Below are 22010 nucleotides of genomic sequence, written 5' to 3'. Positions count from 1 at the left end.
TGTGGTTGGGCCAGCCCCTGGCCCAACCGCGAAAACTGCCGCTCGGGCAGCTCTCCGCTTTGCTATTTGTTTTGCTCTTTGGCCCAGCTGTCGCGCAGACCAATGGTGCGGTTAAACACCGGCGCTTCTGCGCTGCCGTACTTGCTGTCGCGACAGAAGTAGCCGTTGCGCTCGAACTGGTAGCCCTGCTCTGGTTCCGCTTTGGCCAGGCCGATTTCCGCCTTACAGCCTTTTAGGATTTGCAGGTTGTCCGGGTTTACGCAGTCGAGGAAGTTCTTACCGCCGGCATCCGGCGCCGCATCGTTAAACAGGCGATCGTAGAGACGCACTTCGCAATCGACATTGTTATCGGCAGATACCCAATGAATCACGCCTTTCGGCTTAACGCCGTCGGCCGGGTCCTTACCCAGGGTGTCCAGATCAACCGAGCAGATCACCTCAACAATTTCACCGGCATCATTCTTCACGACTTCTTCGGCAAAGATCACATAGGCGTTACGCAAACGTACCTTTTTGCCCAACACCAGGCGCTTGTACTTCTTGTTGGCCTCTTCGCGGAAGTCCTCTTTCTCAATATAGAGAGTGCGGCCAAACGGAAGTTCACGGGCCGGCAGATCGTCCCGCACTGGGTGGCCCGGTGCTGACAACAGTTCTTCCTGACCTTCCGGGTAATTTTTCAGGGTGATCTTCAAAGGCTCCATCACGCACATAGCGCGCGGTGCATTTTTATCCAGGTCGTCGCGAATGCTGTACTCCAGCATGCTCACATCGACGACGGAATCGGAGCGGGTTACACCAATCATCTCGCAGAAGTTGCGAATGGAAGCCGGGGTAAAGCCGCGACGGCGCATACCGGACAGGGTCGGCATGCGGGGATCATCCCAACCGTCTACATGGCCTTCGTCTACCAGCTGCTTGAGCTTGCGCTTGGATACCACGGTGTAGTTGAGGTGCAGACGTGCAAATTCGTACTGACGCGGACGCGAGGGCACCGGCAGGTTCTCGATCAGCCAGTCGTACAGCGGCTTGTGATCTTCGAATTCCAGGGTACAGATAGAGTGGCTGATACCCTCAATCGCATCACACTGGCCGTGGGCAAAATCGTAGCTGGGGTAAATGCACCACTTATCACCGGTCTGGTGATGGGCCATTTTTTTGATGCGGTAAATAATCGGGTCGCGCAGATTGATATTGGGTGCGGCCATATCGATCTTGGCACGCAGGCTGCACTGGCCCTCTTCCATTTCACCATTGCGCATCTTTTCAAACAGCGCCAGGTTTTCTTCCACCGTTCTTTCGCGGTAGGGGCTGTTCTTACCCGGCTCTTTCAACGTGCCGCGGTAGTGACGGGCTTCTTCTGCGGACAGGTCGCAGACGTAGGCCTTGCCATCTTTAATCAGGTGCAGCGCCCACTCGTACAATTGATCAAAATTATCCGAGGAATATTTGGCCTCGCCATTCCACTCAAAACCGAGCCAAGAAACGTCGCGCTTAATCGCATCGACAAACTCTTCCTCTTCCTTAGCCGGGTTGGTGTCATCAAAACGTAAATTGCAGGTGCCGCCAAACTCCTGAGCCAAACCAAAGTTCAGACAGATGGATTTGGCGTGTCCAATATGTAGATATCCATTCGGCTCCGGTGGAAAGCGGGTTGCCACCTGGGATACCCGGCCCTCTGCCAGGTCTTCGCGAATAAGGTTCTGTAAAAAGTGAGCGGGCTTGCTCTCGGATGTCATAGGATTCTCTTATTTACAGCTGTGCGAACATAAACGGCGAATTATACCCTAGTTGAGCCACAGAATATCCTATTTAGCTGAGCGCCAGACGATGATTTTTGCTGTTGGCGCACACTTTTTAGGCAATCCATTATGATATCGCGACTCGGCGTTTTACAGCTCCTGACTAAAAGGTATCATGCCGGCCGAAATCAACCCTCATAGGACATTTTATGATCACCTTGCACACTACCCACGGAGATATTGCTATCGAACTGGATTTCGACAAGGCCCCAAAGACCGCAGCCAACTTCCTGCAGTACTGCCGTGACGATTTTTACACTGGGACCATTTTCCACCGGGTGATCGACAACTTCATGATTCAGGGTGGCGGCATGACCCCCGACATGGAGCAGAAAGAAACCCGCGAGTCCATTGAAAACGAAGCGGACAACGGCCTGAAGAATGATACCGGCACCCTGGCCATGGCCCGCACCATGGACCCCCACTCCGCCAGCTCCCAGTTCTTTATCAATGTAAAGGACAACGACTTCCTGAACTTCCGCAGCAAAGACACCCAGGGCTGGGGTTACTGCGTATTCGGCAAAGTGGCCGACGGTATGGACGTGGTCAACAAGATCAAAAGCGTAAAAACCGGCAGCAAGGGCTTCCACCAGGACGTACCCATGGAAACCATCGAAATCACCGGTATCAGCATTTCTGACGACTACGCAGACAAGTAATTTTTCGAGCCCATTTAGGCTCTAAGGCGGGGACATTGTCTATTTATTTTATTTCCGATCTGCACCTCGATGAGAACCGACCGGAGATTACCCAGGCTTTTTTTGATTTTCTGCGCGGCCCCGCCGCCGGTGCCGAAGCACTGTATATTCTCGGCGACTTCTTCGAGGCCTGGATTGGCGATGACGACGATGCCCCCCTGATTGAAGAGGTGGTTCGGGAGTTAAGCCACTACAGTGGCACCGGGGTGGAACTGTACCTAATGCATGGCAACCGCGATTTCCTGCTCGGTACCGATTTTGCCCAGCGCACAGGTGCGGTGCTACTGCAAGACCCAACTACCCTCACCCTGGCTGGCCGGCAGGTTCTCTTAATGCATGGCGACAGTCTCTGCACTCGCGACGAGGAATATATGACTTTTCGGCGCCAGGCGCGGGACCCCAATTGGCAACAGGGGTTGCTGGCCAAGCCTTTGGAAGAACGCCGCGCTATCGCCGCACAGATTCGCGCCGCCTCCAAAGCCATGAATAGTCGCAAAGCGGAAGACATCATGGATGTTACCCCTGAGGAAGTGGAAAGAGTGATGCGTGAATACAACGTAAATACCCTGATCCACGGCCACACCCACAGGCCCGGTCGCCACTCCTTCTCACTTGATGACGCTGCAGCAGAGCGCATTGTACTGGGAGACTGGGATCGCAATGCCTGGAGCCTAAAAGCGAGCGGGGAAACATTGGAACTGATGCACTGGCCAATCGGCTGAAGCAGGGCTACCCACATCCAGCTTCCCAATAGTTAGTGACAGAGCTTTTGTTCGAGCTTCACAGCCTCCGCCAAGAGGCGCAGGCTGTGGCGCAGACGCTTCGCCCCACCAAAGCGGAACCCTTTGGCCTGTAAATAGGCGCAATCCATTATTGCTGGCCGCTCCCCCTGAGCTTCTGGAGGCAGAGGGCTACGCTTACCCAGCATGGACTGCAAAATCTCCGCCACCTCTCGGGAACTCACCAGGCGATCACTGCAATTCACTGCCCTCCCCTTGGCATCCGCCTCCGATAGGACCAACTCCACTGCCCTGGCGACATCTTCCCCATGCACTTCTGTGGCAACTCTGGTTTGAGTGAAGGGCTCACCGCTCACCACTGCGCGAGCAATGTCATACCACTTACTGCGCTCGAGGGGATTCACCACACCATAGACTCCGGTGAGACGCAGGGAGACCGCGTGCCATTGACGCTGCTGGGCCCAAGCGGAAACCATCGCTTCCACCGCTGATTTGTAAGCCCCATAAAATGTATCGGGCAAGGCCGCCTGATGCTCGTACAAGTTGCCTCGCAAACACCCCGTCGCGTACACCGCCCTGCTGGAAATAAAAACAAATTTATCCACGGAGGCAGTATGAGCCACTTGCATCAGTAGCAGCGTACTGTTCAGGTTAGATTGGAGATAACCGGAAAGATTCTCCCCTTCCCCACCACGATAACGCCCAGGCAAGTGATCATAGGCACAGTGCACTATCGCATTCAAACCACTAACAAACCTGGATAGAACTGCACGATCCGCCATATCGCCAGCAACCCACTCAAAGTTGCTACCTGTAGCAAAAGGAAATAACCCAGATTTATGACCTGTGCGGGATAGTGCTCGCACTTTATAACCATGATCGAGAAAGTAACGGACAATAAACTGCCCCACATAGCCACTGGCGCCAGTGATGCCGATATTCACTGGGCACTACTCACTGACTGACTCTGCTCATGGGTCAACTGCTCGATTCTCGCACCGATATCACGACCCTGATTGACTGCCCACCACAATTCGATCAAGGGTCTGAGCTGCTCCATTTTCGTATGGTCCTTTTGCCAGGGTTTTTCGTATTGATAGTGAATCACATGAATGCTACTCCACAACCATAATTGCGGTAGATTAAAAAACAGATACTGCAGGGCATTGTAGATATAAGGCATGCCGTGCCAGCGGGGGAAGAATGCCTGCAGAAAAGTCTGGTCGGTGCGCCGCCAAAATGCGCCCGGCCTATCCAATAATGCCAGCATTTTCCGGTAAGTTTCTACACTAGGTACGGCGGTAAACAGGCCAGAATTCATTCGGCCAAAGCCGTCCAAGTTTTCATAGAGATTGGGCGCGGCACAAAATTCAGGGTATCCCATCAGGTGGTCGATATTGCGCAGTACCAACATATCTGCATCGAGAAAAATTAGCTTGTCATATTCCTCCAGCTGCCAGAGGGACAGCTTGCAAAAATTATTCAGAGGAATATGGAACCGAGGTTTTTCCCCCTTATCGAAAGGCGCGCGCATGTGAAGTCCTGCGCGCTCGTGGCGCTGGATAAATGCCTCAGAAAAATCTGGTGGGCTGATCTCCCGCACCAGGCATCCAGATAATTCCAGCGGTTCCGTATCAACAGAATCGGCAACCACCATTGCTATCAAAGGGTGTGTAGCCCTCACCCTTTCCAGCGAACGTTTTAGCGCAACCGCACCAATCACATAATCCGGGCTGTTTACGAGGGTAATAAAGGCACAACGAGACATGATGGCTACTGCAATCTGTTTAACACTAGTTAGGTATACGCACTGCCTAGCACTCAGAAATGCCTATGGGAGACTCACAGGGGAGGCATTTTCTCATCCGCTCCATGGATTAAGCGAAGGCACCAGCGATCTGCAATGCTCTCCACCTGCTTAAGGCTGAAACAGTTCACATTATAGATAAAGCTCGCCCGTAACTGGCCGCCATAGACTGCCAGTGAGAGGTAAATTCCGTAAGGGGTGAGACGCGTTGGCAACGGGGTCGTATGTATTTTCAAATTCTCACTAATTTCTACCCACTCTGAAGTTTCGCCGGTATACACAGCGGTAAACCCTTCATGATGCTCCTCCGCCTGAAGAAAAGTAATTAGAAAGCAGCTTGAGGCGTTAAGGTTGTGACCGATACTGCCGTGAGGGCCAATTGAGTCAGCAGCGTAGGCCGTGCGCATCGCATGCCGGATCTCTCGTGACAGGCGCACGATTTTTTCTGACCAGGATTCATTTCTGCAAACTGACAAATTGCCATAGCGAAACATGGGGCCAAGAATATAGCGGTGCTCTCGCTTTAAGCGCAGAGACAAGCTGGTATTTAGCCAAAAATCATGATGAAGAAATTCACATAAAGTTTGCTGGTAGGCGGCGCATAAGAAGACAAACAAGCTGATTTCTGCATCACTGACATTGGCTTGAATCTGCGTAAAATCGGCTCCGTCAATATTGAGAATCACCTCATCACAATTAATTGAGACAATCTCTTGGTGCGAAGCCTGCCAAACGGCTTCTCTCTGCAGCTCTAGCTTATTGCGCCAATAGTAACTGGCTTTTTGCCCACGCTCCGTCCCAAGATATGTCTCTTCAAAATTTATATAGTCGGCAAAATCGGTGGACTCCCCGCGGGGTTTATAGGATTTCCCTGCTCCCATTGCCAGGTAGGCAGCTAGGGATTCGGCCCACAACAGAGACAGACTAATACCATCGGTAATAATGTGGTGGCACTTGGTCAAGAAAATATATTCATCCTCACCGGTGCGAAAAAGGCTGAGGCCTAGCAGCTGGTCCGAATTTAAATCCATGGGGGAGCTACTGAACTGGCGCAGGAAGCTGGTGATATGCGCCTCGCTCATATGGCGAATATCCATGTAGTCCAGTTCGATATCATCAAAACTTCGAATAGCCGGCTCATCCCGGTAGCGGCAGCGGAAAATAGGATAAGCGTTTACAACCGTGGGCACAGCCCGCTCAAACAGTTCGACATCTACGTCCCCCTTAATACGCATAGCGCGGGTAATCAGGTCCGCCAGTACTTTGCGGTGATTCAGGTTGTAAATACTCTGCTCCGTAATCGACAGAGGCACATTCGCAGAGCAATCCCAGCCTGGCATAGGAGTTCCAGTCGTCGGCTAAGAGTTAGTGGGCCGAATCAAATTCTGGGCCCCCTCAAGTACCTTGTGCAGGTGTGGTGTCTCAACATCTGGAGTACTTTCCTGGACTTTGTGGGTGCGCCAGTAAGAGCGACACGGGATCAGGTCTGCATTGCAGCGATAGGCATATTTACCTGCTACTTCAGAGATTTCCTCCAGTAATCCCTGGGCCAAAAAAGTCGGCTTTAACCCCAGGTTGCAGAGGCTGGCATTCTCCACAAATAAATCATTTTCCGCAGCCTCATTGCGCGGATTGTCGACAAATGCCACCTTGGCTCCGCTCACATCGGCAATCATTTTGGCGAGATCACGCACCCGATGGGTTTCGGTCATTTGGTTCATGATACGCACCCGCTCTCCTGCGACAGGAGGAGAGTTAATCGCCAGCTGGATACAGCGCACGGTATCGGAGATATGAATAAATGCACGGGTTTGCCCGCCGGTACCGTGTACAGTCAATTCATGGCCGGTAGCGGCTTGCATCAGAAAGCGGTTCAGTACAGTGCCGTAATCACCGTCATAGTCGAAGCGGTTGATTAGGCGCTCATCCAGGGAGGTTTCCACGGTTTGCGTTCCCCACACTATCCCCTGGTGTAAATCTGTAATTCGCACACCATCATTTTTGTTGTAGTAGGCAAAGAGCAGCTGATCCTGGGATTTCGTCAGATGGTAAATACTGCCAGGGTTAGTGGGATAGAGTATCTGCTGGGACACCCTCTGGCCGTTTGCCATCGGTATTTCCACATCCAGATAACCTTCTGGAATCTTCATGCCCGCAGAGCCATAACCATAAACTCCCATAGTACCGAGATGAACGATATGGCAATCGACGCCGGCGTCCACCACTGCGGCGAGAAGATTATTAGTGGCATTGATATTGTTGGAAACGGTGTAGCGTTTATGACGCGAGGATTTCATGGAATATGGCGCTGCGCGTTGCTCAGCAAAGTGCACAATAGCAGTGGGCTGGGTCTCGGCAATCAACTCCATTAGCGGCTCGTAGTCACAAGCCAAATCCAGCCTGTGCAGCCCGATATTTAGCCCGGTCGTCTCCCACCAACACTGCAGGCGCTGCCCAATACTCTCAATCGGTGTCAGGGATTCCACCCCCAACTCCTCATCGATACGACGCCTTGAGAAGTTATCCACGATAGTGACCCTGTATCCCTGCCGCGATAAAAACAAGGCCGTAGGCCAACCGCAAAAGCCATCTCCCCCCAACACCAGAATATGGGCATCACCGTTTTGCCGCATATTAACCTCCCCAGAGAAAAGTCCGCGCCAAACACCAAAAGATATGAATAAATAATATACAAGACCGCCGATCAGGTTACCGTCAAGTAAGTGAATAGTGTCATCGATTAGCCCCTGTAAGACACAAACTAGATAAGGCTAAGGGATAGCGCCTGGTTTTCTTTAACAGCCGATAAGGCGTGAATAACGAACCCTGCCGGGGGTAATCCGTTGACCCTTTTTACGTCATAGTTGTCCCCCTAAGATTACTATTTATTCGTCGGTACTCACCAAGCAAAGGCAAATCGCAATAAGCCGCCAGCCAGTCATTTAATCAATAGTCACTAAGATTCTCTTGATTTACGTCACTGCCCCATTGCATGATCCACTCTAACTAACCTCAGGGGAGAGGAGTGCGATCCAGGTGATTAATAACCTGAACAAACGCGTATTAATACTCGGCGGCTACGGCAACTTTGGCGCGCTCATTGCGCAAATGCTGAGCTCCGAGCCCAATATTCAGCTGATTATTGCCGGCCGCAACAAGGCTCTGGCAGACCAGTGTGCCGAGGGACTCGGCGGGCTCGCCGAAGGTTTACGCCTGGAGAGAGATGCCGTCAACTTGGCTGCACAACTCAAAGCCCTCCACCTGGATCTTTTGATTCACTGCGCAGGCCCCTTCCAAAAAGAGAGTGATTATCGGGTTGCAAAAGCCTGCATTGAGTCACGCACACCTTACATTGATATTTCCGATGGTCGTCGCTTCGTGTGCGATTTTCACCGCCTATCCCCCGCCGCAGAGGCCGCGGGCATTAGTATGGTATCGGGCGCCAGTAGCCTACCCGGGCTGAGCTCCGCCGCAATCGCCGAGATCCAGCTTGAACTGCCAGTGATTCACTCCGTAGACATTGCCATAGCACCTGCACACCGAATAGATCGTGGCTTGGCGACTGTACGCGCTGGCTTTGAGTCCCTTGGCCACAGCTTTCCACAGCTGCAGAGCGGCTACTGGCGCGAATCCCACGCAGGGAAAAATCTACGCCCCATCAACCTGGCCCACCCAGTGGGCAAACGCTGGCTGTGCGACTTTGATGTGCCCGACCTAGAGCTCTGCCCGAAGTATTTTCCCAAGATGCACAGTGCTCGCTTCGCCACTGGCCTTGAGCCTCTAACCCTGCAAATCGGCCTATCCGCTTGCGCCCAATTGGCGCGCCTACAACTACCGGCAACCACTGCGCGCCTAGCCCAGCTTGGCCATAAGATCAGTGACCGCTGGCCGGGAGGCACGCCACACGGCGGCATGATCGTACGTGCTACAGGGGAAAATGCCCATGGAGAAAGCGCCTCGCGCAGCTGGCAGGTATTAGGCCTAAATGGCGATGGCCCCTGGATTCCTGCAGCCCCAGCGGCAGCACTAGCGCGTAAGTTTCTACGCGGAGAAATGGAAGAGGCAGGAGCAAGAGCCTGCTGGCAGTTACTAAGTCTGGATGAGATTCTGCTTGAACTGAATGATCACTCTATCGTTACGGCTATAGAGACCCACTCCCGCGAGCGAATGCCTGCACTTGCTGGCTAGGGAGGTGACCAAGCCAACGCTTGTGCAAAGTGAATGATTTGCCCCAGTCCCCACTGAGAGTTTGCTGATTTTTTTGGCGCAGTAATTCAAGCAAACTCGGCCTAACAGCCATTCTCCAAGATAAAACGCCACCGATCGCTGAGTTTTTGCACGGTGTCGCGGCTGAAACAGTTGGCGTTATAGACAAAGTTACTATGAAGGTGCCCACCGTAGGCCGCCAGAGAAAGATAGATTCCATAGGGTGTAATTCGGGTGGGCAAACTCATTGAGCGCATTTTTACTCTCTCATTTAAATTGATCCAGTTCGAGGAAGCATCGTTATAAATCGCTTGTAGTCCCTCCTGCTGTACCTCTGTTTGTAGAAAGTTAATCAAATAGGTGCAGGGAGCAGGCAGGTTATTGCCAATAATGCCATGGGGACCAATCGAGTCAGCCACGTAAACCGTTCGCACGGCATAGTGTATTTCTTTGCACATCCGCCGTAGTTTTTTCAACCAGGTTTCCTCAGCTACCACTGCCAGATTTACCTGGCGAAACATTGGCCCCAAAACCTTCCGATGTTCTCTTTTTACCCGCAGTGACAAGCTGGTATTCATCCAAAAATCTTTTTGTAGGAGTTCTAACAAAGCCTGCTGAAATCCTGCACACAGATAGACAAAGTGACTGACCCCGGCAGCCCTTGCCCGCTCTTTAATATGAGAGAACTCTTTCTTATACAGGGTGCAAACCAAGTCTTCACAATACAGAGAGACCGTTTTCCCCGATGAGGCCACCTCAACCGCGCTTCTCTGTCGGGCTAGCTTATTTTGCCAATGTTGTAGAGCTTTTTGTCCCCGCTGGCTACGGATGTAGTTATTTTCAAAACCCACGTAATCGGCGTAATCAATGATTTCCGGCTGAGGACGGAAACCAGCCCCGCTCTCAAGGTCCAGATAAGTGCTCAGTACCAATCCCCAAAGCAATGTCAAACTGATCCCATCGGTAATAATGTGATGACATTTCGTTAAGAAAATGTATTCATTCTCTCCGGTGCGAATAAGGCTTAAGCTCAGCAGCTGATCAGTATCCAGTGCTAATGGCGCATTACTGTATTGGGTTAAGAAGCTCTTTACATGAGAGTCACTCATGCCCCGGACATCCAATATATCCAATTCGACATCTGCAAAAATCCGCCGAACGGGTTCGCGGGTATAGCGACAACGAGCAATAGGATAAATATTGACAGTTCTTTGAACCGCCTCTTTGAACAGGTCGATCTGGAGGGTGCCCTTGATACTGATTGCACGGGCGATCATATCTGCCAAGGCTTTTCGGTAATGTAAGTTGTAGATACTCCTCTCGGTAATCGATAAAGGTACATCCGCAGCATGCTTCCATCCCGACATGCTTCTCTCCCGTGAACGCTCAATCAATCTTATTTCTGCCAGAATTTTGTCAGGCAACTACTGGAATGCTCTGGCAAAGAACTCAGCCATTCGCAATGGCCCACCCCATACCACTCGACCTTCAAGCCTCAATTGAAATTAATGAATTATTCAGAGGCCCGTTCCCTTATTAAGTATTGCAGGCCTCCCCGCATGGAAATAAACAGCTGCATACACTCAGTGCCTAAAGCCAGAATTTACGCGCCTACAGACAGTAGATTGGCAAGATTCATACTGGGGGTGGTCAGTTTTGCGGCAGATCGTGGACCGATAGCGGCAAAGCCCCCTGTGATGATCTAGGTTCATTATCGGAACTCCCAGTAATGAGATTGAACCCACACACTATGATCATCTCCACAGCCTGGCGCGCCTATGCCAGTCGGAATGGAATCAAGCGCGCCATCATTCCAGTGACCGCCCTGGTTCTGACACCGATATTTTTAATACTCACCATTGCTGTCGATGCCTGGTGGGTGATCGCATTGCTACTCAGCCTGTTCTTAGTGCTACTGGGCATTTATGACATGCTTCAGCCCAACTGGAGTTTGACACGTAACTTCCCCGTTGCCGGGCGCATACGCTGGTTATTTATGAATCTGCGCCCCTACTTCCGCGCTTACATAGTGGAGGGTGATGAGGAGGGCAGACCATTTAGCTATGAGGCGCGCCGACTGGTCTACGCCCGCGCCGACGGTTTCTCGGATATGCACCCCTTTGGTACTGAGCTGGATGTACGCAGTGATGAATACATGTGGCTCACGCACTCCATTAACCCGGCCAAAGAGGCTGATATAAAGTCCCGCATCGAAGTAGGTTCTGGCCGCTGTGCAAAACCCTATTCGGCAACGCTATTAAATATTTCTGCCATGAGCTTCGGCGCCTTATCCGCCGCTGCGATTGAGGCACTGAATCAGGGCGCAGCTATCGGTGGCTTCTATCACGACACCGGAGAAGGTGGCATCAGCCCCTATCACCGCAAACACGGCGGGGACCTGGTGTGGGAGCTGGGAAGCGGCTATTTCGGTGCCCGTAAGGATGATGGCAGCTTCGATCCCGACCTTTTTCGCGAAGCCTGCAATGATCAGGTAAAGATGACGGAAATTAAGCTGAGCCAGGGCGCTAAACCTGGCCATGGCGGTGTATTACCCGGAGCAAAAGTTACCCAGGAAATTGCCTCAACCCGCAAAGTCCAACCGGGCGTCGACTGCGTATCTCCACGCGCCCACTCGATGTTTTCCACCCCTATTGAAATGCTCGAATTTGCCGATCAGATGCGCAACCTCTCAGGTGGCAAACCGGTGGGCGTCAAACTGTGCGTGGGGCAAGTCTTTGAAGTACTGGCCATTATGAAAGCCATGCTGGAAACAGAGAAATATCTCGACTTTATCGTGGTCGATGGCGCCGAAGGCGGGACGGGTGCCGCGCCATTGGAATTATCCAACCATGTGGGTATGCCGTTGCTGTCGGGACTGATCGTAGTCCGCAATGCCTTAGTTGCTACCGGCTTGCGCGATAAAGTGCGCCTGGCGGCGAGCGGTAAAATCTACTCTGCTTCTGAACTCGCAGCCTGTCTGGCGATAGGCGCCGATTGGTGCAATGCCGCGCGGCCTTTTATGTTTTCCATCGGCTGTATTCAGTCGCGACGCTGCCACACCGATACCTGTCCTACCGGTGTCACGACCCAGGACCCCAAGCGCCAGCGAGGCCTGGTGGTGGATGTGCAGAGCAAGCGCGCGGCGGCTTTCCAGGCCAAGACCCTGGAGGCCCTGGGAGAGATTGTCGCCGCCGCCGGTTTAACCGAACCGCGCGACCTACAGCCCTACCATCTCTATCACCGCATCAATGGTACTGAGTCATATCCTATTGATCGCATCTGGCACTTTCTCAATGAGAACGCTTTGATAGACGCCCCTGAGGAGACGCCTTACCGGCATTGGTGGCAGGCTGCCAGGGCTGATTCATTCCGGCCCGCGGTCAACCTGGCTCACCACGATGATCACTCCGCTCTGCGGCGCTTGTAAGCCCTGCCCCTTACTCTGGAGATTTCCATGGAGACCGTTTCGGAAATTATTGTCGATGCCCTGGTCAAAGCCGGAGCAAAGCGCTGCTATGGCATCGTCGGCGATACCATCAATCATTTCACCTCCGCCGTGCGCCAGTCCAAGCTGGAGTGGGTTCACGTTCGTCACGAAGAGGTGGGTGCCCTGGCTGCGGGCGGTGAGTCTTACTTGAGCGGAGAGCTCAGTGTCTGTGCCGGTACCGCTGGCCCCGGCAGCTTGCATTTTCTCAACGGCATCTTTGAGAGCCACCGCAATGGCGCACCGGTATTGCTGATCGCCACCCGCATTGACCGAGCCGAGCAGGGGTTGGGATTCCCGCAGGATGTCGATCAGATCAAACTCTACGAGCAGTGCGCAGTATTCTGTGAAACCCTTTCCGACCCTGAGCAGGCTCGCCGCATTGTGAGCCAAGCTGCTCAGGCAGCCCTCAACCACAGAGGCGTTGCCGTGGTTGAGGTCAGTGGCGATATCTTCAAGACCAAGATCAAAGACTCAATTCCCTGGGCTGTTCACCGCCCCCAGTGGATAGCACGCCCCACTGATGAGGAGCTGGATGCGCTGGCAGAAAAGCTCAACCAAGCAGGGAAAATTGTTATCTATGGCGGTATCGGCTGCCGCTTCGCGCACGATGCAGTAGTTAAGCTGGGACAGCAGCTGGCAGCACCCATAGTGCATACCACCCGCTCCAAGGAATATCTGGAATACGACAATCCTTGCAACGTGGGCATGAATGGTATCCTCGGCAACCCTGCCGGTTATCGCGCAGTTCAAACCTGTGACCTGCTGTTATGCCTGGGTAACGATTTCGCCTACACCCAGTTTTACCCGGAAAAAGCCACCATTATTCAGGTGGATATTGCGGCTTCCCATCTCGGGCGACGCACGCCCATTCATATGGGCCTGGTCGGCGATGTCGGCGCGACCATTGAAGCCCTATTGCCGAGATTAAAAGACCGCAGTGACAATGCATTTCTCCAGGACCTGCTCGGTCGCTATCAAAAAGACCTGGAGCAGTTGGAAGAGCGGGGCCACGAGCCAGATCCCAAACTGATTCACCCACAGTACGTTGCCCAAGCCCTGGACAAACTTGCCAGCGCCGAAGCTGCATTTACCGCCGATGGTGGCTCTCCCATGGTTTGGCTGCTGCGCCACTTGCGCGCCAATGGCAAGCGCTCCTTCCTCACCAGCCTCTCCCACGGCACCATGGCCAATGCCTACCCCCAGGGTCTGGGTATGGCTAAGGCAGACCCCAACCGCCAGGTAATTGCGATGTGTGGCGATGGCGGAATGACCATGCTAATGGGCGATCTATTGACCCTGGTGCAGGAAAAAATCCCTCTCAAACTATTGGTCTTTAACAATCATTCCCTCGGCTTTGTGGAAATGGAACAGCGTATCGAGGGGCTGCTGGATAGCTACACCGACCTGCAGAACCCCGACTTCAGCCGCATGGCGGAAGTGATTGGTATTCCTGGAGAAAAAGTCGAGAAAGCGGGTGATCTCGAAGACGCGATGAAACGCTGGCTGGCAGTCAAAGGACCTGCCTTACTGGACGTCACTGTAAACCGGCTGGAACTGGTGATGCCCCCGGAGGTGACAGCGCAGCAGGTGTCTTCCACCGCGCTATTTGGCCTCAAGGCCATACTCAACGGACGCGCAGATGAAGTGGTCGACCTGCTGAAAGACAACTTTCTGCGCTGACGGGGAGCCGGCCAACTCGACCCGAGACGCAACCCAGGCGGGAGGTTCATGCACCAGCTCGGAAAACAAGTGCCCACCAATATGTTGGCCCTGCTCGCCAGTGGGGAGATCGCCAGCAACAGCGCTCCTGGCCGCGCCGCCACACGCCTGCAGGAGGAGCTGGCGCAGCGCCGCATCGACCTGATCACCACGGTTTCCAGTGACGATGCCAGTGCCATGTTGCGCGCCAACCCAGCAATACAATGTCTGCTACTGAACTGGGAACTGCCCGGCAGCGGTCACCCCCCAGCGCTGAATGTGCTGGAGCAGTTGCGAGCACGTAATCTGCATCTGCCGGTATTTCTGCTCGCCGACCGCGAAACCGTCAGCAATATGCCGCGCCGCGCCCTGGAGCTGGCCAATGACTTCATTTGGATTCTGGAGGACACCCCCACTTTTATCGGCGGGCGTATCCAGGGTGCAATAAGGCGCTACAGCCAGGCGGTGCTGCCGCCCATGTTTGCCGCCCTAACCCATTTTTCCCATGTGCATGAATACTCCTGGCACACGCCCGGCCACACTGGTGGCACCGCTTTTTTAAAGTCCCCTGCAGGGCGCGCCTTCTATGATTTTTTCGGCGAAAATATGCTGCGTTCAGATTTGTCCATCTCTGTGACAGAGCTGGGCTCCCTACTCGATCACACAGGCCCCATCGCCGCAGGGGAACGCTACGCAGCCAAGGTATTCGGCGCAGATCGCACTTACTATGTCACCAACGGCTCCTCCACCTCCAATCGCGTGATTGTGATGGCCTCTGTAACTCGCGGCCAGCTGGCCCTGTGCGACCGCAATTGTCACAAGTCTGTAGAACATGCCATCACCATGTCCGGCGCTGTTCCTACTTACCTGATACCTTTGCGCAATCACTACGGTTTGATTGGCCCGATTCCCCCGGATCAGTTGACGAAAGCAGCCATTTCACAAGCCATTGTTAACAATCCCCTGGCGGGCAGCGCCGATAGCCAGCGGGCGGTACATGCGGTGATCACCAACTCCACCTATGACGGCCTCTGCTATAACGTGCGCCGGGTGGAGGAATTGCTGGGTGAGTCCGTAGACCGGCTGCATTTTGATGAGGCCTGGTACGCCTATGCGCGCTTCAACCCGATCTACCGGGATCGCTTCGCGATGTACGACAGCGAGGACGACAAGCCTCACACAGGCCCGACAAAATTTGCCACCCAGTCCACACACAAACTGCTGGCGGCCCTATCGCAGGCCTCCATGATTCATATCCGCGATGGGCGCAGCCCCATCGAACACGGCCGCTTTAACGAGGCCTTTATGTTGCACGCCTCCACTTCACCCCTCTACTCCATCATGGCCTCGAATGATGTCAGTGCGGCGATGATGGATGGCCCTGGCGGCACTGCGCTCACGGGCGAATCTATCGCTGAGGCGGTGGCTTTTCGCCAAGTGTTGGCACGACTGAAACGAGAGTATGGGGAAAAGGGGGAGTGGTTTTTTGATGGCTGGCAGCCGGATCAGGTAACAGAGCCCTCAAGCGGCCAGAAATACGCCTTTCACAGCGCACCTACAGAGCTACTGTGCAGCGAAGCCAGCTGCTGGCTGTTGAATCCCGGAGATTCCTGGCACGGCTTCGGCGAGCTAGAGAAAGGCTATTGCATGCTCGACCCCATTAAGGTCTCCATCACCACCCCGGGCATGCAGCGCAACAGTCAGCTGGCGGAATGGGGTATTCCTGCCGGCATTATCAGCAAGTACCTGGATAACCTCGGCATTATTGTCGAGAAGACCACTGATTTTACCATCTTGTTCCTGTTTTCCATCGGCATAACCAAGGGCAAATGGGGCACGCTGATCAACGCACTACTCGCCTTCAAACGGGACTACGATGCCAACCAGCCTCTCAGCCAGTGTCTGCCCAATCTGCTGGCCAAACACTCTGGTTATGCCGATATAGGCCTACGCGACCTAGCGCAAAAAATGTTTACCCGTATGAAGGAATTGCGCAGCACAGCAAAAATGTCCGCTGGTTTTTCTGCTCTGCCACAGGCCGACTGCAGCCCTGTGCAGGCCTATGAAGCCCTGGTGCGCGGCGAAGTGGAATTGCTTCCCTTGAGCCAGTTGGCTGGGCGGAGCGCAGCAACCGGGGTTATTCCCTACCCACCGGGTATTCCGCTATTGATGCCGGGGGAAAATTTTGGCAGCGAGGGCAGTCCTGCCCTGGAATACTTACGCGTGCTGGAGTCCTTCGACCGGGAGTTTCCCGGCTTCGGCCATGACAACCACGGAGTCGAAGTACACAAGGGGCACTATCATGTCTACACCCTGAACCGGGGGACCGCGCCATAACCCCCCAGACGGCGGAGAGTAATAAAATCGGCCTGGTGCCAGCCACGCTGATGGTGGCCGGCAATATGATGGGTTCCGGCGTATTTATGCTACCGGCCAATTTGGCAGTTATAGGCAGCATCTCTCTGATTGGCTGGTTAATCACCATCGTGGGAGCCGTATCACTAGCACTGGTTTTTGCCCGCCTTGCCGCCCTGGACCCGGCCGCCGGAGGCCCTTATGCCTACGCACGCAGGGCATTTGGCGACTATATCGGCTACCAGACCAACCTCGTGTATTGGCTGGCCAATGTCATCGGCAATGTCGCACTGATCACCGCCGGGCTGGGCTATATCACCCATTTCTTCCCCCCGCTCCAGGACCCTATGACCTTTGCCCTGGCCCAGGTGGCCATGATCTGGCTACTCACCTACGCGAATATCCTCGGGCCGCGTATGGTTGGTCGTATCCAATCGCTCACCACCAGTTTGGTGTTTATTCCCATTCTCGGTACAGCACTCTTCGGTTGGTTCTGGTTTGATAGCCAGACATTCAACGCCAGCTGGAATGTCTCCGGCAAGAGCAATGCCAGTGCCATTATGGCCACGCTCACCTTTACCCTGTGGGCATTTATCGGCGTGGAAACCGCATCTGTATCCGCAGCAGTGGTGAGAAACCCCAGCCGCAATGTGCCGATCGCCACTGTTGGCGGGGTATTGCTGGCATCGGTAGCCTATGTCCTGAGTTCTTCGGTCATTATGGGCATGCTGCCTAACAAAGAACTCATCGCCTCTTCGGCACCTTTTGCCGACGCCGCACGTTTGGCGTTAGGCAATACCGCCGCGAATATTGTTGCAGTCTGTGCAGCAGTAGGTTGTATCGGCTCTCTCGGCGGCTGGATTCTTTTGGTGGGGCAATCTGCCAAGGCTGCAGCTGATGACGGTCTCTTCTCCAAAGCCTTTGCCAAAACCAATCCTAAAGGGGTGCCCTCTGTCGGCCTGACTTTGGTAGCCATTCTGATGTCCTTACTGGTACTCGCCACCATTTCTCCCAGCGCCAGCCAGCAATTTGGCAAGATCGCCTCGGTGGCGGTCATCATGACATTACTGCCCTATATCTACTCGGCAATTGCACTGCGGGTACTCGCTTACGGCAAAATACCGCAGCAACAATACACACTGTTTACTGTAATACTGCTAATTGCCGCAATCTATTGCCTGGTGGCACTGGTGGGCTCCGATGGCCAACAGACGCGCTGGTCGCTGATATTTGTTATTGCCACCGTTATTTTCTATGCGCTGATATTAAATCGCCGCCGCAGCGTCGAAGAGAAACACTGGCTACCCGGCGGACCGGAGCCAAAGTGGGTGCAATACTTTACCCTCGGCGCAACAGTCACTGCACTGTGCGTTTTTTTCTGGTTTTCCGTGGGCCAGCATGCAGACCTAGAGCTTCGCCTGCGCGCCCCACAACCACAAGTTTCGAACCAACAGCCTCAACCACTTAACCACTAAATACGCGCTGTATGGTCTCGGCCGTGCGCCAGGTAATTCCCTGAGAATTTGATTCCCTATTCCCAGCCACATTTAAAATATAAGGTTTATTTTTACCGATAAAATCGTGGATTTGTTTGCAACAGTCATCCCATGGATCAATCACCAGAAAGGGTTTACCCAGCTCTCGGCAAAACTTAATGGTATAAGAGGTACCATCACTGCCGGGATTGTCGGTAAAAATCAAAGTTGCATCAGAATTACGGATATTCTCCCGAGTGCGCTCTGCTAAATTCCCAGATGCCAGTTCAATCAGCCCAAAGCTTTTGAGAAAATCGGCGCGCTCTCCAACTTCGGTCCAATACCCCTGCGGAGCAGTACCACCGGTGGCAATACCCAATCGTTGCCCGGCGATCAAGCCACCAGTATCCGCACCGGTCTGCCCACCGCTGATAATTTTTTCTGGTTTGAAACTCATAGCCAAATCAAACCTATAGGATTGAAAGTTCTGCGCTAAAACTCTACCTTATTGCCGGTTTATTTTGGTCTGCCGCTTTATGAATTACTACCTCGCACTCAAGACACTACATATTCTCTGCGCCATTATCGTACTCGGAACCGGCACCGGGATTGCCTGGTATACTTTGCGCGGCTGGCTGTCCGGTGATTCCCAGGTGATTCAGTGGGTAAGTAAGGAAACGGTGCGAGCAGACTGGATATTTACCGGCAGTGCAGTTCTCGGTTTACTGGGAAGTGCCATGGGGATGCTGGTGATTAACCCGGCATGGATAGAACAAACCTGGCTGCAATTGGCTGCCGGGCTAACCCTAGCGGTTTTCCTATTGTGGCTCCCGGTTGTCTACCTGCAATATCAATTGCGCGCACATGCAAACCAAGAAAATAGCCACAGTCAAATCCGCTGGATCATGCGCACCTGGTGCCTGCTAGGTGCTCTGGCCTTTCCCTTAACGATTGCTATCGTTTACCTGATGGTTTCCAAGCCCTCCTTTTAAACAGCATCACGAAAATTTGATGATGGCCAAATACACGTTTTCAGTCTTAACTCCCTCCCCGCAGTATTTTATAGCTCGCTCTCTCCCCCATATCTTTCCACTGCCGCTTAAAGTCTTCCAGCACAACCCCTGCGATAATATCGGCAAAACCGTCAGGGGTTTTACTCAACCGCTCTAAGGCTTTCTTTTTACATAGTGGAATAATAATTGCAGATTTCTCGCGTCTATCACACCTCAGCAAGCGACTGCGAATTTGCTCAGCCTCGCCACCGGAACAACTTGCATCGGTAATGACAAAAACATTGGTATCACTATCGAGATCAGGGCAGATCAGGTCCCACCCAAGATCAAACTGCCGGAATACAACCCCGCGAAAGCGCCCCCTGCCCACCTCACTACCTGTGATAAAGGGCCAGGCATGGGCTAGGGTCCAAAGATAAGATTTACTGAGCACATATTGCAGGTGTTGATTTCTCACCAATCCCAACTGACACTGCTTTTTGAAAGTTTCATCATCCAGTTTTGCCTTGCTGCAGATTGCCTTGGGAATAAGCTCCCCTTTATAACTGGTGGTAGGAATTACCACGACAAAGTCATCGGCCTCTTTCTTTTTTTCCAAGGCTTTAACAATGGTGGCCTGTAAGTGCAGAATAAATTCTTCAGTAGAAATTACATCATGGGGTAAAGACGCCCTCTCTTCCCCCAGGTTCATGTATCGCGCTTCATTTCGATACGCCGAAATAATTGGCTCAAGTTCTTCTCTGCTAAACAGCAGTTTCTCATCCAAAACCGCTTCTTCATTAATTTTTCTGGCATAGCAATCCAGGAGCATCTGGTCAGCCTGGTAAATTCCTTTATTTTTAGATGAGACACAGCGTAAATATTCAGCATCCTGAAACGCAAGAAAACGCTCAACTACCGGCCGGCTGACATCCCTGCCAAACAACTCATACAAAACCTCTTCATCTCTGGGTAAAAAATAATTGTTCGGGCGAAATAGATTTTGCAATTGCCTATGAGCCATTCATCCAACTCACTTTTAACCTTCCTCTTAAAATCCTGGTGGCATTCACTCAGTGCCCTCAAACAACCTGGCATATCTCATCGAATTCAAAGCGCGGGTTGCGCGGATGTAATTTGGCTTCCACACCGTATCCCAGATTACAGAGAAAGTTGGATTTAATATGGCCAGGACAGTGTTCCTGTACAAAGGCTGGGGTTGAGGACTGATCACTGAAAAATTCATGATCTACTAGGGCATTATCAAACCCAGACATAGGGCCGCAGTCCAGGCCCAGAGCCCTAGCCGCCAGAATAAAGTAGCCACCCTGTATTGAACCATTGCGAAATGCCGTGGTTTCTGCCAACTCTGGATTATCGGCAAACCACTCACGCGCCGGTGTGTGGGGAAACAACTTGGGAAGATATTCGTAAAAGCGCATATCAAATGCGATGATTGCTGTCACCGGTGCCGACATGGTTTTCTCAATATTGCCCGCATTCAAAGCCGGTTTAAGCCGGGCTTTTCCCTCCTTGCTCACAATAAAAACAACCCGCATCGGGCAACAATTAGCGCTGGTGGGCGCCATCCTGACAAGATTGTGCAACTTTTTCAGCAACTCTTGCGGCACCGGTTTATCTTGCCAGTAACTGTGTGTTCTAGCTTCAAAAAATAATTGATCCAATGCTGGAGGGGCAATCGATTTCATACCTGGCACTCTCGTGTCGCTTTATGGTGAAAGTCTAGCTTTCAGAACGACGGAGAAACGGTTACTCCAAGTGTTAACGCAGCAGTATCATGCCGATATGGCAAGCAATCACCAGATAGGTCACGATACTGCGAGTACGAAAATACTGCTCCCGACCAGGCAGATTGGGATTTAAGCGGGCCTCCATCCAGGCCACAAAGGCAAAACCTATTGCGAGAATGGTCAACCCCCAAGCACTTTGATAAAGCATTAATCCCACCCACCCGGCAAGCGCAACCACATTACTGAGCACGATCAACGCCAACCGGTGAGGATGGCCGGGCCGGTTCAGCGCGCCCCCCCACCAGATACCACACAAAAAGCTGAGAATCACTGCGCTGTAAGCGGTAAAGAATAGGCTGGCATCAATACCCAGGAGGGAGACTTCTGTTAGCTGCAACAATAGACCGACAACAAAAGGACAGAGCCCCAGGTAAGCCAGCGCATCAAATAAACGGGTATCCACCACCGGCTGCTGATAGCCGCTACTATCCATGCTGTCTAATCTTCCATACAGTAAGGGAGAACAGAAACAACAAGTTTAGTGGCACGGGGAAGCCAGTATGGAAGAGGAGAGCAAAATTGATGTCAAACAGGCCTTGCGGGTATTTGATCGTGTCACCCGGGAGGGACACAAGGAAACAGACGGCTGGCACTACAAGGGGCTGACAGTGAACACCGACTTTGATGGCTACACCGTATTTATCAACTCAGCAAAAGTGAAGCTCACCGTCTTTTTTCACAATAAGTTTTCTATCGATTATTCGAGCGACAGAGAGCTGCAGGATTTTATACGCCTACTGGCTAGTCTTGATCAGAAATGAATACCTTAAGCGCCGTTGCTCCCCAGTGGACTAGCACCGTGGTAGCGCCTAAACCGCGGTAGCACCTAAACCGCGGTAGCACCTAAACCGCGGTAGCACCTAAGTAGCACCTAAATAGGCACACAGCATTTTGGTGTCCAATGTACTGCCTGCAACTGATGTAGCACAACTTCATAGCCCT

Annotated in this window: 19 protein-coding genes; 9 read left to right on the top strand and 10 right to left on the bottom strand. The window is 52.8% G+C overall.

The features are described 5' to 3' along the window. Window positions 1–62 precede the first annotated feature (62 nt). Window positions 63–1736, bottom strand: coding sequence for a glutamine--tRNA ligase/YqeY domain fusion protein (locus ACJJIT_RS07205; RefSeq protein WP_444900465.1), 1674 nt, complete (start codon window positions 1734–1736; stop codon window positions 63–65). A 212-nt stretch (window positions 1737–1948) separates the two neighbouring features. On the opposite strand from ACJJIT_RS07205, the gene ACJJIT_RS07200 reads away from it, so the two are divergent. Both ACJJIT_RS07200 and ACJJIT_RS07195 read left to right on the top strand, forming a co-directional pair. After that, complete coding sequence (locus ACJJIT_RS07200; RefSeq protein ID WP_252082100.1) at window positions 1949–2458, top strand: peptidylprolyl isomerase; 510 nt, start codon at window positions 1949–1951, stop codon at window positions 2456–2458. 35 nt (window positions 2459–2493) lie between these two features. Beyond that, window positions 2494–3219, top strand: a complete 726-nt coding sequence (locus tag ACJJIT_RS07195; RefSeq protein WP_444900464.1) for a UDP-2,3-diacylglucosamine diphosphatase — start codon at window positions 2494–2496, stop codon at window positions 3217–3219. Window positions 3220–3251: 32 nt separating this feature from the next. Here the strand turns inward: ACJJIT_RS07195 and ACJJIT_RS07190 are convergent, their stop codons facing one another. The 4 genes from ACJJIT_RS07190 to ACJJIT_RS07175 form a co-directional block, all read right to left on the bottom strand. After that, the gene (locus ACJJIT_RS07190; RefSeq protein WP_444900463.1) at window positions 3252–4181 is read right to left on the bottom strand and encodes an NAD-dependent epimerase/dehydratase family protein; all 930 of its coding nucleotides are present in this window, start codon (window positions 4179–4181) and stop codon (window positions 3252–3254) included. Continuing rightward, the gene (locus ACJJIT_RS07185; RefSeq protein WP_444900462.1) at window positions 4178–5005 is read right to left on the bottom strand and encodes a glycosyltransferase; all 828 of its coding nucleotides are present in this window, start codon (window positions 5003–5005) and stop codon (window positions 4178–4180) included. Before ACJJIT_RS07185 ends, ACJJIT_RS07190 begins: the two co-directional genes overlap by 4 nt. Window positions 5006–5079: 74 nt before the next feature. Further along, entirely contained in the window at window positions 5080–6384 is a 1305-nt protein-coding gene (locus ACJJIT_RS07180) for a condensation domain-containing protein (protein WP_444900461.1), read from the bottom strand. Between the two features lie 18 nt (window positions 6385–6402). Further along, a complete protein-coding gene (locus ACJJIT_RS07175; protein ID WP_444900460.1) occupies window positions 6403–7677 on the bottom strand; it encodes an NAD-dependent epimerase/dehydratase family protein in 1275 nt (424 codons plus the stop codon). Between the two features lie 403 nt (window positions 7678–8080). On the opposite strand from ACJJIT_RS07175, the gene ACJJIT_RS07170 reads away from it, so the two are divergent. Then, window positions 8081–9232 carry a saccharopine dehydrogenase NADP-binding domain-containing protein gene (locus tag ACJJIT_RS07170; protein ID WP_444900459.1) on the top strand — a complete coding sequence of 384 codons (1152 nt, stop codon included), beginning with the start codon at window positions 8081–8083 and terminating at the stop codon, window positions 9230–9232. 101 nt (window positions 9233–9333) lie between these two features. On the opposite strand, the gene ACJJIT_RS07165 is transcribed toward ACJJIT_RS07170, so the two are convergent. Beyond that, window positions 9334–10617, bottom strand: coding sequence for a condensation domain-containing protein (locus ACJJIT_RS07165; RefSeq protein ID WP_444900458.1), 1284 nt, complete (start codon window positions 10615–10617; stop codon window positions 9334–9336). A 362-nt stretch (window positions 10618–10979) separates the two neighbouring features. Here ACJJIT_RS07165 and ACJJIT_RS07160 point away from each other — a divergent pair, with 362 nt between their 5' ends. The 4 genes from ACJJIT_RS07160 to adiC are packed head-to-tail and all read left to right on the top strand — an operon-like array spanning window position 10980 to window position 18265. After that, on the top strand, window positions 10980–12677 hold the full coding sequence (locus tag ACJJIT_RS07160) for an FMN-binding glutamate synthase family protein (RefSeq protein ID WP_444900457.1): 1698 nt from the start codon (window positions 10980–10982) through the stop codon (window positions 12675–12677). A gap of 27 nt (window positions 12678–12704) precedes the next feature. Next, the gene (locus ACJJIT_RS07155; protein ID WP_444900456.1) at window positions 12705–14417 is read left to right on the top strand and encodes a thiamine pyrophosphate-dependent enzyme; all 1713 of its coding nucleotides are present in this window, start codon (window positions 12705–12707) and stop codon (window positions 14415–14417) included. Window positions 14418–14465: 48 nt separating this feature from the next. Next, window positions 14466–16772 (top strand): Orn/Lys/Arg decarboxylase N-terminal domain-containing protein, encoded by a 2307-nt coding sequence (locus ACJJIT_RS07150; protein WP_444900455.1) that lies wholly within the window; start codon window positions 14466–14468, stop codon window positions 16770–16772. Beyond that, complete coding sequence (gene adiC / locus ACJJIT_RS07145) at window positions 16769–18265, top strand: arginine/agmatine antiporter (RefSeq protein WP_444900903.1); 1497 nt, start codon at window positions 16769–16771, stop codon at window positions 18263–18265. The genes ACJJIT_RS07150 and adiC overlap by 4 nt, the downstream gene beginning before the upstream one ends. Here adiC and ACJJIT_RS07140 read toward each other — a convergent pair. Next, window positions 18255–18722, bottom strand: coding sequence for a YpsA SLOG family protein (locus tag ACJJIT_RS07140; RefSeq protein ID WP_444900454.1), 468 nt, complete (start codon window positions 18720–18722; stop codon window positions 18255–18257). The two genes, adiC and ACJJIT_RS07140, sit on opposite strands and share 11 nt — an antisense overlap. A gap of 79 nt (window positions 18723–18801) precedes the next feature. Between ACJJIT_RS07140 and ACJJIT_RS07135 the strand changes: the two genes are divergently transcribed. Beyond that, window positions 18802–19257: a DUF2269 family protein gene (locus ACJJIT_RS07135; protein WP_444886531.1), complete on the top strand. Its 456-nt coding sequence runs from the start codon at window positions 18802–18804 to the stop codon at window positions 19255–19257. Window positions 19258–19303: 46 nt separating this feature from the next. Here ACJJIT_RS07135 and ACJJIT_RS07130 read toward each other — a convergent pair whose 3' ends face one another. The 3 genes from ACJJIT_RS07130 to ACJJIT_RS07120 form a co-directional block, all read right to left on the bottom strand. Then, window positions 19304–20281: a hypothetical protein gene (locus ACJJIT_RS07130; RefSeq protein WP_444900453.1), complete on the bottom strand. Its 978-nt coding sequence runs from the start codon at window positions 20279–20281 to the stop codon at window positions 19304–19306. Between the two features lie 58 nt (window positions 20282–20339). Then, a complete protein-coding gene (locus ACJJIT_RS07125; protein WP_444900452.1) occupies window positions 20340–20966 on the bottom strand; it encodes a malonic semialdehyde reductase in 627 nt (208 codons plus the stop codon). A gap of 73 nt (window positions 20967–21039) precedes the next feature. After that, window positions 21040–21501 carry a DUF3429 domain-containing protein gene (locus ACJJIT_RS07120; RefSeq protein ID WP_444900451.1) on the bottom strand — a complete coding sequence of 154 codons (462 nt, stop codon included), beginning with the start codon at window positions 21499–21501 and terminating at the stop codon, window positions 21040–21042. 67 nt (window positions 21502–21568) lie between these two features. Between ACJJIT_RS07120 and ACJJIT_RS07115 the strand changes: the two genes are divergently transcribed. Further along, complete coding sequence (locus ACJJIT_RS07115) at window positions 21569–21829, top strand: DUF3081 family protein (protein ID WP_444900450.1); 261 nt, start codon at window positions 21569–21571, stop codon at window positions 21827–21829. The last annotated feature ends 181 nt before the right edge of the window (window positions 21830–22010 follow it).

Source organism: Microbulbifer mixtoriginis (SeqCode) (assembly GCF_052467515.1).
The sequence above is the reverse complement of the archived record's forward strand: the minus strand, read 5'-3'. Positions and strand labels throughout refer to the sequence as shown.

Coding starts and splice junctions, on each gene's coding strand:
- ACJJIT_RS07205 (WP_444900465.1), bottom strand. CDS start 1,736: ATGACATCCGAGAGCAAGCCCGCTCACTTTTTACAGAACCTTATTCGC.
- ACJJIT_RS07200 (WP_252082100.1), top strand. CDS start 1,949: ATGATCACCTTGCACACTACCCACGGAGATATTGCTATCGAACTGGAT.
- ACJJIT_RS07185 (WP_444900462.1), bottom strand. CDS start 5,005: ATGTCTCGTTGTGCCTTTATTACCCTCGTAAACAGCCCGGATTATGTG.
- ACJJIT_RS07180 (WP_444900461.1), bottom strand. CDS start 6,384: ATGCCAGGCTGGGATTGCTCTGCGAATGTGCCTCTGTCGATTACGGAG.
- ACJJIT_RS07175 (WP_444900460.1), bottom strand. CDS start 7,677: ATGCGGCAAAACGGTGATGCCCATATTCTGGTGTTGGGGGGAGATGGC.
- ACJJIT_RS07165 (WP_444900458.1), bottom strand. CDS start 10,617: ATGTCGGGATGGAAGCATGCTGCGGATGTACCTTTATCGATTACCGAG.
- ACJJIT_RS07160 (WP_444900457.1), top strand. CDS start 10,980: ATGAGATTGAACCCACACACTATGATCATCTCCACAGCCTGGCGCGCC.
- ACJJIT_RS07155 (WP_444900456.1), top strand. CDS start 12,705: ATGGAGACCGTTTCGGAAATTATTGTCGATGCCCTGGTCAAAGCCGGA.
- ACJJIT_RS07150 (WP_444900455.1), top strand. CDS start 14,466: ATGCACCAGCTCGGAAAACAAGTGCCCACCAATATGTTGGCCCTGCTC.
- ACJJIT_RS07140 (WP_444900454.1), bottom strand. CDS start 18,722: ATGAGTTTCAAACCAGAAAAAATTATCAGCGGTGGGCAGACCGGTGCG.
- ACJJIT_RS07135 (WP_444886531.1), top strand. CDS start 18,802: ATGAATTACTACCTCGCACTCAAGACACTACATATTCTCTGCGCCATT.
- ACJJIT_RS07130 (WP_444900453.1), bottom strand. CDS start 20,281: ATGGCTCATAGGCAATTGCAAAATCTATTTCGCCCGAACAATTATTTT.
- ACJJIT_RS07125 (WP_444900452.1), bottom strand. CDS start 20,966: ATGAAATCGATTGCCCCTCCAGCATTGGATCAATTATTTTTTGAAGCT.
- ACJJIT_RS07120 (WP_444900451.1), bottom strand. CDS start 21,501: ATGGATAGTAGCGGCTATCAGCAGCCGGTGGTGGATACCCGTTTATTT.
- ACJJIT_RS07115 (WP_444900450.1), top strand. CDS start 21,569: ATGGAAGAGGAGAGCAAAATTGATGTCAAACAGGCCTTGCGGGTATTT.